Genomic DNA, 14488 nt, shown 5'->3' on the forward strand with positions numbered 1-14488 from the left:
CAATGGGGAGAGGGTGAGATCCTCAGAAGCTGTAACTCGCCCCTAGCTGATACGTCCTGTCACGCCCAATCCAGCAGTTGGTCGCATCGTAGCAGGTCAGCGTCTCTTTATTGGTGATGTTCTGCATACTCGCCTTAAGCGTCAGCCCCGTCAGCGAAGGCAGAATTTCACCCATCCGGTACGAGGCCGCCAGATCGTACTGTGTAGTACCCCCCAGTTTGCCCGCATCGTTAGCCGGTGAAATCTCCATCGGCCCGGTATAGCGCGCCCCGGCGCCCAGCATCAGCCCCTTTAACGGCGTGCTTTCGAAGGTGTAGTCTCCCCAGAGATTGAACGCATTCTCCGGTACCTGCGTTGGACGCTTGCCCTGGTATTTATCATCTTCGGTATTGATCGCGTGGGTGTAGGCATAGTTGGCGATCAGGGTCAGGTTGTCCGTCGGTCGGCTGACGGCGGAAAGCTCCGCGCCTTTGGATTCCACTTCACCGGTCTGACGATAGTTCAGGAAGCCCGGGTCGGAAGTGACAACGTTTTTCTGACGGATGTTAAACACCGAGGCGGTAAACGTCGTGGCGTACTCGGCCAGCAGATATTTTACCCCTCCTTCCACCTGCTTGCTGGTGGTCGGCTTGACGTCTTTCGCCGTGAGCGTGCCCTGCGGCGACACCGGCGCAAAACCTTCTGAGTAGCTGATAAATGGCGAAATCCCGTTATCGAAGGCATAAAGCGCCCCCAGGCGTTTGGTGACGCGATCTTGCGATACCCAGGCTTTATCCCCGTTTTGCAGGTAGTTGGTGGTGACGGAGCGGTAATCGTCGTAGCGCAGGCTGCCCAGCAGATTTAAGCCGCCAAATTCCACCTGATCCTGCAGGTAGTAACCGTTCTGCTGGTAGCTAAGACGGTTTTTCTGAGCGGTGTAGAGCCCCAGTGCGCTTTCGTGGATTTGCGAATAGTCAGGATCGCGCATATCCATGCCCGGCGTGGCCGACGCGTAACGATAATGGAAATGCGAGTTCAGCCTCTGGTAGTCAAATCCGGCCAGCAGATGGTGTTTCCAGTCGCCCAGCGCAACGGTTTTGGTCACCTGGTTGTCGATGTTGAAGCTCTTAAGGTCTTCATCGGTGGTGTAGGCAAAGCGGTTAAGCTGGTAGACCTCGCTTCCTGTTCCCGTTGCGTAGACGCTGCGCTGGTGGGTATCGACGTCGAAATAGCGCGCTTTCTGATTGAAGCCCCAGCCGCTGTCGAACTCGTGTTCGAAGCTGTAGCCCAGCATCCACTGACGCTGCTTAAACCCGTTCCATTCGTCTCCAGCATAATCCCGACGATCGGCATATTTTGAGCGCAGATAAGCGAGCGGCAGCGGGTTCGACGGCGTCAGGCTCGGGGAGTTTTGCGCCAGCGCATCCAGGGTGAGGCGGGTTTTGCTGTCGGGTTGCCAGGTGACGGACGGGGCGACCAGGTAATTTTCATAGCGGCTGGTGTGCGGCTGATCGTCACTCTCCGTCGCCTTACCCAGCAGACGATAATTCCAGTTGCTGTCGGCAATCTGTCCGGTCGAGTCGAGGTAGCCCTCTTTCAGATTACGGTTTCCGGTGTTAACGCCAAATTCAGTTCGGGCTTCCCGCTGCGGCTTTTTACTTTGAATATTCACCAGCCCGCCTGGGGAGCCGCCGCCGTAAAGCACCGATGAGGGCCCTTTCAGGATATCGACGCTCTCTATCAGCAGCGGATCGATGCGCGCTTTCGTATTGCCGGTGACGTTATAGGGCAGTTGCAGACCGTTATAGAACTCCTGGTCGACGGTAAAGCCACGAATCTTGTATTCGCTCAGATAGGAGGTGTTCCCCCGCACCTCGGTCGAGACACCAGGGGCATAGCGCAGGATTTCATTCACGGAATTCGCGTGACGCTTTTCAATTTCGGGCGCAGAGAGCGTGTTGATGACCTGCGGCGTTTTACTTTCAGCAACGGCCGATTTGGTGGCGCTGTTCGTCCAGGCCGGGAGCGCGCTGCCCTGCTCTGAGCCCGTGACGAGGATGGTAGATTCTTCGGCGAAAGCCTGGGCCTGCAGTGCCAGCGTGACGGCACCCGCCAGGGCGCATAACCTAAAACGTGAGGAGTTCATAATGTCGTCTTGTTGTTAGATGCAATACGGAACGACAATTATTATCATTTCGATTAGCAAATCAACATTCAGGCAAAAAAAACGGCCCTCCGCAGAGAGCCGTTCTGTCATTTTATGCTCGTCGTAGTAATCTGAATATGCCCAGCACAACAATGGCGCCCACGACAGCGACCAGGAAACTGTGCATGTCGAAACCACTGATGTCACCACCAAAGCCAAACATTGTCGCCAGCCAGCCGCCTACCACCGCACCAACGACACCGAGAACACAGGTCAAAATAAAGCCGCCGCCATCGTTTCCCGGCATGATCAGTTTTGCGATCGCGCCAGCAATAAGGCCAAAAATAATCCAGGCGATGATACCCATAGCAATGCCCTCTTACAGATTAAACGCATGTGCAGAAAACCTTCTGCGCAGGTAACTTAAGTATAGGTCATCACCGGAAAACCGATTTCGTCTCACCGACTTATCTTGCGTGCGTCCGTTAAAAAAACTCACCGGTTTGTATTAAGTTTGAAAGTGAATTGCCGATAACGCTAAGACAGTCTGTCATCAATCAAGGAGCCATCCGGCGTGAGTCATTACAGTGAGCAGTTCCTCAAGCAAAATCCGCTGGCTGTATTAGGGGTATTACGCGACCTGCAAAAAGGCGAAGTGCCGCTGCGCATCAGCTGGTCGAATAATCAGTTCATCAGCAAGATCCTTGACGTCTCGCAGGAGCGACTGGTTATCGATCTGGGTAGCCAGGAGTATGAAAACCGCGCGGCGCTGAAAGCAGAAAATATCGCCGTCATGGCCGAAACCCAGGGGGCCAAAGTGGAGTTTATTCTGCAACGGCTTGAACTGAGCGAGTACCAGGGACTGCCTGCTTTTGTTACCCCCCTTCCCACCAATCTTTGGTTTGTCCAGCGTCGTGAATACTTCCGCATCAGCGCCCCGCTTCACCCTGCCTATTTCTGTAAAGCCAAAATGCCGGACAAAAAAGAGATCCGCTTCCGCCTCTTTGACCTGTCGCTGGGCGGAATGGGCGCGCTGATGGATACCCCGAAGCCGGACGGACTGGTCGAAGGCATGCGGTTTACGCAAATAGAACTGGATATGGCCGGCTGGGGGCGCTTTTATTTTGATGCACAGCTGATTGCCATCAGCGAGCGCACGGTGGTCGACAGCAAGAACGAAACGATTACCACGCCGCGTCTGAGCTTCCGTTTTCTGAACGTCGGACCGGGCGCTGAGCGCGAACTGCAGCGTATTATCTACTCGCTGGAGCGTGAAGCACGGGAACGTGCGAATAAGATTCTGTAGGAAAGTCGGGCAGCGCGAGCGCCGCCCGTTTGCGGCATTACATGGCATCCATCGCTTTCTGTACTTTCCAGATATAACGAGGCGCCTGTGGTGCCGGATGATTTTTCGCCACGTGCTCGACGAACTCATCTTTGTCCATGTCGTTGATCTCTTCTATCGCCTCTTTACGGTCAGAGGAGAAGGTTCTGAGCAACGCTCCGGCGCCGTTCACGTACGAGACAACCAGCGCATATTGCATCACTTCTGGATCCTCAATTCCCTTCAGCACGCCGTGTTCCAGGATGCTCAGATAAGCGGTCCCCATTGAAATGTTGCGTTCCGGGTTCTTCAGCTCGCTGGTCGACGGCTGACCGTTCCAGCCCATATAGCGGTAGACCTCTCTCCCCGCCGTTGACGCTTTCAGCTGCATCAGCCCCACCGCGTTGGATTTGCTGACAAGCGTGGGATTACCGCCGGACTCCACCGCGATAATCGCGGTGATCAGCCGCGGGCTGACGCCCCATGCCTTTCCGGCTTTTTCGCTGATCGGCATCCACTGCATGGCCCGTTTTACCGGCACTTCCGGGTTCCAGGGCGGGTTTTGATAATCATGTTTTGAACTACAGCCAGCCAGCAAAACAATCAAAAAAGCAAACCATCTCAATTTCACGTCATCTATCCTTATAGCCGGTCATCGCGGTGCGCCGCCCTTGAAGCAGGCAGCGTATACGCGGCATGATATAGACAATTAGTTTCTCATTCAGCAAGGAATTGCCATGTCTCAGATTCATCTCATCGCGCCGTCGGGCTACTGCATTAATCAGGAGGCGGCACAGCGAGGCGTTCAGCGTCTGCGGGAATCCGGTCATCAGGTAGAAAATCAGGCCATTATCCCCCGCCGCGAGCAGCGCTTTGCCGGCACGGAAGCGCAAAGGCTGAATGATATCAATAGTCTGGTGCACCTGAAGGGTCAAGACCGGATAGTCCTTGCGGTGCGCGGCGGCTATGGGGCAAGCCGCCTGCTGGAGAGCATTGACTGGCAAGGGCTGGCGCAGCGCCAGCAGCAGGATCCGCTGCTGATATGCGGCCACAGCGATTTCACCGCCATCCAGCTTGGGCTGCTGGCGCTGCATAACGTCATCACGTTTAGCGGCCCGATGCTGGCCGGTAACTTCGGCGCACCGGAGCTGGACGCGTTCACTATGGACCATTTCTGGCGCGCGCTGCGCAATCCTACCTACAGCGTAGCGTGGCAGGGGAATGGGCCGTACCGGGAGTGTGAGGGCCAGCTCTGGGGCGGCAACCTGGCGATGCTGGTCTCGCTCATCGGGACGCCGTGGATGCCGCACATCGAAAACGGCATTCTGGTGCTGGAGGATATCAACGAACATCCGTTCCGCGTCGAGCGCATGTTATTGCAGCTTTATCACGCGGGTATTCTTGAGCGCCAGTCCGCGATTGTGCTGGGCAGCTTTAGCGGTTCTGCTCCAAATGACTATGACGCGGGATACACCCTGGAAACGATGGTCGATTTCATCCGCTCGCGGCTCGATATTCCGGTTATCACCGGTCTGGATTTCGGCCATGAACAGCAGACCGTCACCCTTGCGCTCGGCGCGCAGGCGACGCTTACACACGATGTTTCAGGCAGTCGGTTAACAATCAGCGGCCATCCGAGCATAAAGGGATAAAAAAGCCGTTAAACCCCCTTAATAAAACGCTGTTACCGTCGTTATTATGTTAGGGTTTTAGTAACAGCGTTAACATTGAGGTGGGAGTAAGAGAACATTGGATGCCGGAGCAATAATCAGCCTTTTCATTTTGGGTTCTGTGCTGGTCACCAGCAGTATTTTATTAAGTTCATTTTCGTCGCGTCTCGGCATACCCATTCTTGTGATTTTCCTTGCCATCGGCATGCTGGCTGGCATTGATGGTATCGGCGGTATCCCATTCGATAACTATCCCTTCGCCTACATGGTGAGCAACCTCGCACTGGCGGTGATCCTGCTCGACGGCGGGATGCGCACCCAGGCAAGCTCCTTCCGCGTGGCTTTAGGACCAGCACTGTCGCTGGCGACCGTCGGCGTTCTGATCACCTCCGGCCTTACCGGGATGATGGCCGCGTGGCTTTTCCATCTCGACCTGATGGAGGGACTGCTGATCGGCGCAATCGTTGGCTCTACCGATGCGGCGGCGGTTTTCTCCCTGCTTGGCGGTAAAGGGCTTAACGAACGCGTCGGCTCAACGCTGGAGATTGAATCCGGCAGTAACGATCCGATGGCGGTGTTCCTGACCATCACGCTGATAGAGATGATCCAGCAGCACGAGACGGGCCTGAGCTGGATGTTTGCCTTACATATTCTGCAGCAGTTCGGGCTGGGGATTGTCATCGGCCTGGCGGGTGGCTACCTGCTACAGCAGATGATCAACCGCATCTCGCTGCCCGCGGGGCTTTACCCGCTGCTGGCCCTGAGCGGCGGCATTCTCATTTTTGCCGTTACCACCGCGCTGGACGGCAGCGGTATTCTCGCCGTCTACCTCTGCGGATTCCTGATGGGCAACCGCCCTATTCGCAACCGCCATGCCATTTTGCAGAACTTCGACGGCCTGGCGTGGCTGGCGCAAATCGGCATGTTCCTGGTGCTGGGCCTGCTGGTGACGCCATCTGACCTGCTGCCGATCGCCGTTCCGGCGCTGCTGCTGTCCGCGTGGATGATCTTCTTCGCCCGCCCGCTGTCGGTGTTTGCGGGCCTGCTGCCGTTTCGCGGCTTTAACCTGCGCGAGCGCGTCTTTATCAGTTGGGTCGGCCTGCGCGGCGCGGTGCCGATTATCCTTGCGGTGTTCCCGATGATGGCCGGTCTGGACAACGCGCGTCTGTTCTTTAACGTGGCGTTCTTCGTGGTGCTGATTTCCCTGCTATTCCAGGGCACGTCGCTCGGGTGGGCAGCGAAAAAGGCTAAAGTGGTGGTGCCGCCCGTTGGCTGGCCAGTCTCCCGCGTGGGGCTGGATATTCACCCGGAAAACCCGTGGGAACAGTTTGTCTATCAGCTGAGCGCCGACAAATGGTGCGTGGGGGCCTCGCTGCGCGATTTGCACATGCCGACCGAAACGCGCATAGCCGCCCTGTTCCGCGACAATGTTCTGCTGCACCCGACCGGCAGCACCCGCCTGCGCGAGGGGGATATTCTGTGCGTCATTGGCCGCGAGCGCGACCTGCCCGCGCTGGGCAAGCTGTTCAGCCAGTCGCCTCCGGTGGCGCTGGACCAGCGTTTCTTCGGCGATTTTATTCTGGAAGCCAGCGCCAGGTTTGCGGATGTGGCGCTCATTTACGGGCTGGATGAAGGTGCTGAAGACGGTGATAATCCGCAAACGCTGGGCGAAATTATTCAGCAGCGGCTTGGCGCTGCCCCGGTCGTGGGTGACCAGGTAGAATTTGCCGGGATGATCTGGACCGTTGCCGAAAAAGAAGATAACGCGGTGCGGAAGGTCGGTTTGAGGCCGATGGAAGAGGACGCAGAGTAGCAGTTTTTTTACCGGGTGGCGGCCTCGCGTCACCCGGTAATGGTGTAAGTTACACTGTCACAACAGGCACCCTCGGTGCCAGCGCGCACATCAGTTCATAGCCAACCGTTCCCGCCGCAGCCGCCACGTCATCAATTTTGATTTCGTTACCCCACAGCTCGACCGGTGAACCGATCCCTGCCTGCGGGCATGGCGTCAGGTCAACGGCCAGCATATCCATTGAGACGGTTCCTACCGTGCCCGTGCGAACCCCATCGACCCAGACCGGCGTGCCGGTCGGCGCGATGCGCGGGTAGCCGTCGGCATAGCCGCCCGCAACAATACCAATCCGCTGCTCCCCCTTTGCCCGGTAGCGGCTGCCATAGCCCACCGAGTCGCCCGACTTCAGCGTCTGCACGCCGATGATCTCGCTGCGCAGGGTCATCACCGGCTTCAGGCCGCTGTTGGCGATATCCTGCCATTGGCCCGAAGGAGATGCACCGTACAGAACGATCCCCGGACGTACCCAGTTATAGTGGGCTTCAGGATGCCACAGCGTCGCCGCTGAGTTCGACAACGAGCGTGGACAATCGAGCCCTTCTGCCGCCTGTTCAATGCGGACCATGGCATCGGCAATCCCGTCGGGTTTTTCCGCGTCGGCAAAATGCGCCATCAGCGTCATTTCGCCCACGTTTTTCATGCCGCGCAGCTGCTGCCAGACCGTATGCACCCGCTCAGGCTGGAAGCCCAGACGGTTCATGCCGCTGTTCACCTTGAGATAGATATCCAGCGGAGCATGGAGCTTTGCATCCTGAATCGTCTTAATCTGCCAGTTGCTGTGCACGCTGGTGGTCAGACGGTACTTGTCCAGCAACGGCAGATCGTCCGCGTGGAAGAACCCTTCCAGCAGCAGGATTGGCCCCTTCCAGCCGCGCTCGCGCAGCAGAATAGCCTCTTCCAGATTGAGCAATGCAAAACCGTCGGTCGCGCCGAGCGCGCTCCAGATGCGGTCGATACCGTGGCCGTAGGCATTCGCTTTCACCACCGACCATACGCGCGAACCAGGAGCTGCCCGGCGAACAATTTGCAGGTTTTCCTTCAGAGCCTGCAGATCCAGCTGAGCCAGAACAGGACGGGACATGACAACTCCTTAGTTATGTGCGCCGTGCAGGTGCTGTGGACGCGATGGGGTAAACCCCGATTGATACCGCGCTGCACTTAAATCGTCAAATGGAATCGCCGGCGTGCGCCCGGAAATCAGGTCGCTCAGCAGCTGTCCGGAGCCGCAGGCCATCGTCCAGCCGAGCGTGCCGTGTCCGGTATTGGTCCACAGATTTTTGAACGGCGTGCGCCCGACAATCGGCGTGCCGTCTGGCGTCATTGGACGCAGGCCGGTCCAGAAGGTCGCCTGTTCTACAAAACCGCCACGCGGGAACAGGTCCCCCACCACCATCTCCAGGGTTTCACGACGCGGTTGCAGCAGCTCGGTGTTGAAGCCGACGATCTCCGCCATGCCGCCCACGCGGATGCGGTTATCGAAGCGGGTAATCGCGATTTTGTAGGTTTCATCGAGAATGGTTGATACCGGCGCGCCGCTCTCCTCTTTGACCGGAATGGTCAGCGAGTAGCCCTTCAGCGGGTAAACCGGAATGTCGAGAATGCCTTTCAGCATGGCAGTGGAGTAGGAACCAAACGCCATCACGTAGGCATCGGCTTTGATCACCTCGTCGCCGCACTTTACGCCGTAAATTTTTTCGCCTTCCGACAGCAGCTTGTCGACGGAAGTGTTAAAGCGGAATTTCACCCCCGCCTGCTCGCACATCTGCGCCAGACGCTGGGTAAAGAGCTGGCAGTCGCCGGTTTCGTCATTCGGCAGGCGCAGGCCACCCGTCAGCTTGTGCGCCACTTCCGCCAGCGCGGGTTCAACCTGGCCCAGCTGGCTGGCTTCCAGCAGCTGGTACGGTACCCCGGCATCTTCCAGCACGGCGATATCGCGGGTGGCGTTTTCATACTGTTGCTCGGTGCGGAACAGCTGCAGCGTGCCGCCCTGACGGCCTTCATACTCAATCCCCGTCGATGCGCGCAGGGCTTTCAGGCAGTCACGGCTGTATTCCGCCAGGCGCACCATGCGGCCTTTATTTTCCATGTAGTGCCGGGTGTCGCAGTTGCGCAGCATCTGCCACATCCACTTCAGCTGGAACTGCGTGCCATCAAGGCTGATGGCCAGCGGCGCGTGGCGCTGGAACATCCATTTGATCGCCTTCAGCGGCACGCCGGGTGCCGCCCACGGGGCCGCATAGCCTGGAGAGATTTGCCCGGCGTTCGCGGCGCTGGTTTCCAGAGCCGGGCCGGATTCACGATCGATAACGGTAACCTCATGTCCCGCCTGACTTAAATACCAGGCGCTGGTTACGCCAACGACACCACTTCCCAGTACGACAACACGCATAGCCACTCCATTATGAGCAAAAGAACAATCATCTAATTACAGATTGATAACCTAGTTGAAAATATTATTCAACATACGACTTTTTTATGGTGACTTACCTCACACATCCCCCAGCATCAGGGGATAGCGCTAATTTGGGATCTCCTGCTGAGCTTTATTTTTAACCAGCATAAAATGCTGCGACCGGCGTGTTTTTTGCCGTATCAAAAACGGGAAATCGCAAAGAAAAAATTTCTGCGCCAGCACGCTTTTTAACACGTTGATCTATGCTTGAAAGGAGGCTCTCCAGACAGAGAGAGCACCCACAACGAGGGCGCGCTAATGGCTACTATTGATTCCCTGAACAAGGACAACACACGTCTGAGCGATGGACCCGACTGGACCTTCGAGCTGCTGGATGTCTACCTCGCCGAAATCGACCGGGTGGCAAAACTGTATCGCCTGGATACCTATCCCCATCAAATTGAGGTGATTACCTCTGAACAGATGATGGACGCCTACTCCAGCGTCGGGATGCCGATTAACTATCCGCACTGGTCGTTTGGTAAAAAATTCATTGAAACGGAGCGGCTGTATAAGCACGGCCAGCAGGGTCTGGCGTATGAGATCGTCATTAACTCCAATCCGTGTATCGCCTATCTGATGGAAGAGAACACCATTACTATGCAGGCGCTGGTGATGGCGCACGCCTGCTACGGTCATAACTCGTTTTTCAAGAATAACTACCTGTTCCGCAGCTGGACGGACGCCAGCTCCATCGTTGATTACCTGATCTTCGCGCGTAAATACATTACCGACTGCGAAGAGCGCTACGGCGTGGATGAAGTGGAGAAGCTGCTGGACTCCTGCCACGCGCTGATGAACTACGGTGTGGACCGCTATAAACGCCCGCAGAAAATCTCGTTGCAGGAGGAAAAAGCCCGGCAGAAAAGCCGCGAGGAGTATCTGCAAAGCCAGGTGAATATGCTGTGGCGTACCCTGCCGAAGCGTGAGGAGGAAAAAACGATCGCCGAAGCGCGTCGTTACCCGTCCGAGCCGCAGGAAAACCTGCTCTATTTTATGGAGAAAAACGCGCCGCTGCTGGAGCCGTGGCAGCGTGAGATCCTGCGCATCGTGCGTAAGGTGAGCCAGTATTTCTATCCGCAGAAACAGACGCAGGTGATGAACGAGGGCTGGGCAACGTTCTGGCACTACACCATCCTCAACCATCTTTACGACGAAGGCAAAGTCACAGAGCGGTTTATGATGGAGTTCCTCCACAGCCATACCAACGTGGTGTTCCAGCCGCCCTACAATAGCCCGTGGTACAGCGGGATTAACCCGTATGCGCTGGGGTTTGCCATGTTCCAGGACATCAAACGCATCTGCCAGTCGCCGACGGAAGAGGACAAATACTGGTTCCCGGATATCGCCGGCTCCGACTGGCTGGAAACCCTGCATTTCGCGATGCGTGACTTTAAGGATGAGAGCTTTATCAGCCAGTTCATGTCGCCGAAAATCATGCGTGATTTCCGCTTCTTCACCGTGCTGGACGATGACCGCAACAACTATCTGGAGATCTCCGCGATCCATAACGAGGAAGGATACCGTGAGATCCGCTCACGCCTCTCTTCCCAGTACAACCTGAGCAATCTGGAGCCCAATATTCAGGTGTGGAACGTGGACCTGCGCGGCGATCGTTCCCTGACGCTACGCTATATCCCGCACAACCGTGCGCCGCTGGATAAAGGGCGTAAAGAGGTGCTGAAGCACGTGCACCGTCTGTGGGGCTTTGACGTGCAGCTGGAGCAGCAGAATGAAGACGGTAGCGTGGAGCTGCTGGATCGGTGCCCGGCGCGGTTGAATACGCTGTAGCGCCACCGGGCGAAAAAAAACCTCTCGGTTGAGAGGTTTTTTGTTTTAGCGACTCTGAATGGCTAAATCGCCCGGTAGCGTTTTCTGCATGCGGTGCCAGATTTCACCGGAATCGTGACCGTAGCGGCGCACGGTTTCATAAACCTGATCGTGCAGGCCTTCGCTGCAGAGCTTGCTCAGCTTATGGTAGAAGCCCAGCGCCAGGCTGCGGGCTTCAGGATTGGCGAAGTAGTGACGACCAATGCGGGTATAAAGCCCTTTCATCCCGTTGAGGATAAGACCGTAAATCGGGTTGCCGGAGGCAAACGCCAGGCCGCGAAACACGTTGTAGTCGAGGGTGGCAAACGCATCGGCGTGATCTTCCACTTCGTTTGCGCTGGCAAGCACCGTAAGCGCGTCTTCAGGGTGCTGACGGAAAGCGGTACGAATGAAGATTGTGGCAATGTTGGTACGCACGGAGAGCAGATTGTCGATCAGCTGCGGCACGCTTTCATGGTCGAGGCGCGCCAGCGTTTCAAGAATGTTCAGCCCCGAGGTTTCCCAGAAGTTGTTTACTTTTGTTGGCTTGCCGTGCTGGATCGTCAACCAGCCATCACGCGCCAGTCGCTGAAGCACTTCGCGTAGCGTGGTGCGAGTGACGCCAATCAGTTCAGAGAGTTCGCGTTCAGCCGGAAGAATGGACCCCGCAGGGAAACGATTATTCCAGATGCTTTCAATGATGTACTCTTCCGCGAAACCCGCCGGGCTCTGCGCCTTAATGACCATAGTGAGATTTCCATTACACAGCTTTTGCAAATTGCACTCATCATACCAGAGGCGCGCAGCGGCAGGTAGCGCGGCAAAGAGAGAAAAGAGGGATCGCCGTTTCATTTTTATGAAATTTACAATGCGGCCTTAACCGCCTCCGGGCCGCGATTTTTGCGTATACTGATGTTTTGTTTTACTTGACGGGAAGGACGTCTGTTGTGGAAATTTCTTTTGGGCGCGCGCTATGGCGCAATTTTTTAGGTCAGTCTCCTGACTGGTATAAACTGTTACTGCTGGTTTTCCTGGTCGTTAATCCCATCATTTTTTGTGTGAATCCTTTTATCGCCGGCTGGCTGCTGGTGGCGGAGTTTATCTTCACCCTGGCCATGGCGCTGAAGTGTTATCCCCTGTTGCCTGGCGGCTTGCTGGCGTTTGAAGCCGTGGTCATTGGTATGACGTCCGCCGAGCACGTCAAAGCGGAGCTGGCCTCTAATCTTGAGGTGCTCCTGCTGCTGATGTTCATGGTCGCCGGTATCTACTTTATGAAACAGCTGCTGCTGTTTATTTTCACTCGCCTGCTGCTGAGCATTCCGTCAAAAACGGTTCTCTCTCTGGCATTTTGCCTTGCTGCCGCCTTTCTGTCGGCCTTCCTGGATGCGCTGACCGTTGTCGCGGTGGTAATCAGCGTCGCCGTCGGGTTTTACGGAATTTATCACCGCGTGGCATCCTCGCGCCCGGGTGAAGATCTGCAGGACGACAGCCACGTCGAGGCCCATAACCGTGACGTGCTGGAACAATTCCGCGCGTTTCTGCGCAGCCTGATGATGCATGCAGGCGTCGGTACAGCGCTGGGTGGCGTGATGACCATGGTGGGCGAGCCGCAAAATCTGATCATCGCCAAAGCGGCTGACTGGCAGTTCGGCGAGTTTTTCCTGCGCATGGCCCCCGTCAGCGTGCCCGTGTTTGTCTGTGGGCTAGCAACCTGCATTCTGGTCGAGAAATTCCACGTTTTCGGCTATGGCGCACAGCTGCCTGAACCGGTCCGCAAGGAGCTGCATAAGTTTGACGAGCAGAGCCGCAAACAGCGTACGCGTCAGGAGACGCTGCGTCTGATTGCGCAGGGGATCATCGGCATCTGGCTTATCGCCGCGCTGGCTTTCCACCTTGCCGAAGTCGGGCTGATTGGCCTCTCCGTTATTATTCTTGCCACCACCTTTAGCGGCGTGACGGACGAGCATGCTATCGGCAAAGCCTTCACCGAAGCCCTGCCGTTTACCGCGCTGCTGGCGGTGTTTTTCGCCGTGGTCGCGGTTATTATCGATCAGCACCTGTTTGCGCCGATTATTACGTTTGTACTCCAGGCAGCTCCGGACGCGCAGCTTTCGCTCTTCTATCTGTTTAACGGCCTCCTGTCGTCCATCTCCGATAACGTCTTTGTCGGGACGGTCTACATAAACGAAGCCAAAACGGCCATGCAAGAAGGCGTTATCAGCGCCGGGCAGTTTGAACTGCTGGCGGTGGCCATCAACACCGGTACCAACCTGCCGTCGGTGGCAACACCTAACGGTCAGGCCGCATTCCTGTTCCTGCTGACCTCCGCCCTGGCGCCACTCATTCGTCTTTCTTATGGAAGGATGGTCTGGATGGCACTGCCGTATACGCTGGTCCTCACGATTGTGGGATTGCTTTGCGTCAAAATTACCCTCATTCCCTGTACGCAATGGCTCATGCAAGCGGGTATACTTGCGGCGCATTAAATGATGCATATCGGGCAGTTCGCTGCCCGTTTGCCTTTTCGCACGATAAACATCCGATTACGTTTTATTTCGCCAGGTACAGGTGGCGCGAAAAACGAATTCGTTTACACTGCGCTTTCTAAGCATGTTCCAGGGAAATGATTATGTTGAGATTTTTAAACCAGTGCTCACGCGGTCGCGGAGCGTGGTTGTTGATGGCCCTGACCGCCTTTGCGCTGGAAATGGTTGCGCTGTGGTTCCAGCACGTGATGGGACTCAAGCCCTGCGTGCTCTGTATCTACGAGCGCTGCGCATTGTTCGGCGTGATGGGGGCCGGCCTGGTGGGCGCGATTGCCCCGAAATCACCGTTGCGCTATGTCGGTATTGCTATCTGGCTGTACAGCGCCTGGAAAGGGATTGAACTCTCCTGGCAGCACACCATGATGCAGCTGCATCCGTCACCGTTCATGACCTGTGATTTCGCCGCCCGCTTCCCGGGCTGGCTGCCGCTGGATAAGTGGCTGCCTCAGGTGTTTGTTGCATCCGGTGACTGCTCCGTTCGTCAGTGGGAATTCCTGACGCTGGAGATGCCGCAGTGGCTGGTGGGCATTTTTGTGGCCTACTTCGTCGTAGCGTTGCTGGTGCTGATTGCCCAGCCGTTTAAGCCGAAGAAACGCGATCTTTTTGGAAGGTAAAAGCAAAACGGCAACTTCGGTTGCCGTTTTTAGTGTTTACGCCCTCTCCCGTGGGAGAGGGTTGGGGGTGAGGGCATCAGGCCGCACAAACACAAT

Annotated in this window: 11 protein-coding genes and 2 pseudogenes; 6 read left to right on the top strand and 7 right to left on the bottom strand. The window is 56.4% G+C overall.

All coding sequences use genetic code 11. The features are described 5' to 3' along the window. Positions 1 to 22: 22 nt before the first annotated feature. On the bottom strand, positions 23 to 2125 hold the full coding sequence (locus ACWKXT_RS23170) for a TonB-dependent siderophore receptor (protein ID WP_454533480.1): 2103 nt from the start codon (positions 2123 to 2125) through the stop codon (positions 23 to 25). A 112-nt stretch (positions 2126 to 2237) separates the two neighbouring features. After that, a complete protein-coding gene (locus ACWKXT_RS23175; RefSeq protein ID WP_028013508.1) occupies positions 2238 to 2492 on the bottom strand; it encodes a GlsB/YeaQ/YmgE family stress response membrane protein in 255 nt (84 codons plus the stop codon). Between the two features lie 207 nt (positions 2493 to 2699). On the opposite strand from ACWKXT_RS23175, the gene ycgR reads away from it, so the two are divergent. After that, a complete protein-coding gene (gene ycgR / locus ACWKXT_RS23180) occupies positions 2700 to 3431 on the top strand; it encodes a flagellar brake protein YcgR (RefSeq protein ID WP_454527729.1) in 732 nt (243 codons plus the stop codon). Positions 3432 to 3468: 37 nt separating this feature from the next. Here ycgR and emtA read toward each other — a convergent pair whose 3' ends face one another. After that, positions 3469 to 4080, bottom strand: coding sequence for a membrane-bound lytic murein transglycosylase EmtA (gene emtA, locus ACWKXT_RS23185; RefSeq protein ID WP_080329418.1), 612 nt, complete (start codon positions 4078 to 4080; stop codon positions 3469 to 3471). 106 nt (positions 4081 to 4186) lie between these two features. Between emtA and ldcA the strand changes: the two genes are divergently transcribed. Beyond that, positions 4187 to 5101: a muramoyltetrapeptide carboxypeptidase gene (ldcA, locus tag ACWKXT_RS23190; protein ID WP_454527730.1), complete on the top strand. Its 915-nt coding sequence runs from the start codon at positions 4187 to 4189 to the stop codon at positions 5099 to 5101. A 97-nt stretch (positions 5102 to 5198) separates the two neighbouring features. Further along, positions 5199 to 6914 (top strand): annotated as a pseudogene (locus ACWKXT_RS23195) (potassium/proton antiporter); the annotation flags it as partial. Here ACWKXT_RS23195 and ACWKXT_RS23200 read toward each other — a convergent pair. From ACWKXT_RS23200 to ACWKXT_RS23210, 3 genes and pseudogenes are all read right to left on the bottom strand, one after another. Further along, positions 6870 to 6965 (bottom strand): annotated as a pseudogene (locus tag ACWKXT_RS23200) (hypothetical protein); the annotation flags it as partial. The pseudogenes ACWKXT_RS23195 and ACWKXT_RS23200 overlap by 45 nt on opposite strands. A gap of 16 nt (positions 6966 to 6981) precedes the next feature. Then, the gene (gene dadX / locus ACWKXT_RS23205; RefSeq protein WP_454527731.1) at positions 6982 to 8052 is read right to left on the bottom strand and encodes a catabolic alanine racemase DadX; all 1071 of its coding nucleotides are present in this window, start codon (positions 8050 to 8052) and stop codon (positions 6982 to 6984) included. Between the two features lie 9 nt (positions 8053 to 8061). Next, entirely contained in the window at positions 8062 to 9360 is a 1299-nt protein-coding gene (locus ACWKXT_RS23210) for a D-amino acid dehydrogenase (RefSeq protein WP_454533481.1), read from the bottom strand. Between the two features lie 321 nt (positions 9361 to 9681). On the opposite strand from ACWKXT_RS23210, the gene ACWKXT_RS23215 reads away from it, so the two are divergent. Then, positions 9682 to 11214, top strand: a complete 1533-nt coding sequence (locus ACWKXT_RS23215) for a SpoVR family protein (RefSeq protein ID WP_100170101.1) — start codon at positions 9682 to 9684, stop codon at positions 11212 to 11214. Between the two features lie 45 nt (positions 11215 to 11259). Here the strand turns inward: ACWKXT_RS23215 and fadR are convergent, their stop codons facing one another. After that, positions 11260 to 11979, bottom strand: a complete 720-nt coding sequence (gene fadR / locus ACWKXT_RS23220; RefSeq protein ID WP_454527733.1) for a fatty acid metabolism transcriptional regulator FadR — start codon at positions 11977 to 11979, stop codon at positions 11260 to 11262. Positions 11980 to 12179: 200 nt separating this feature from the next. Between fadR and nhaB the strand changes: the two genes are divergently transcribed. After that, positions 12180 to 13718: a Na(+)/H(+) antiporter NhaB gene (gene nhaB / locus ACWKXT_RS23225; protein ID WP_454533482.1), complete on the top strand. Its 1539-nt coding sequence runs from the start codon at positions 12180 to 12182 to the stop codon at positions 13716 to 13718. A 143-nt stretch (positions 13719 to 13861) separates the two neighbouring features. Beyond that, positions 13862 to 14392, top strand: a complete 531-nt coding sequence (dsbB, locus tag ACWKXT_RS23230) for a disulfide bond formation protein DsbB (RefSeq protein WP_454527735.1) — start codon at positions 13862 to 13864, stop codon at positions 14390 to 14392. The last annotated feature ends 96 nt before the right edge of the window (positions 14393 to 14488 follow it).

It is taken from the genome of Enterobacter sp. UPMP701 (assembly GCF_053709515.1).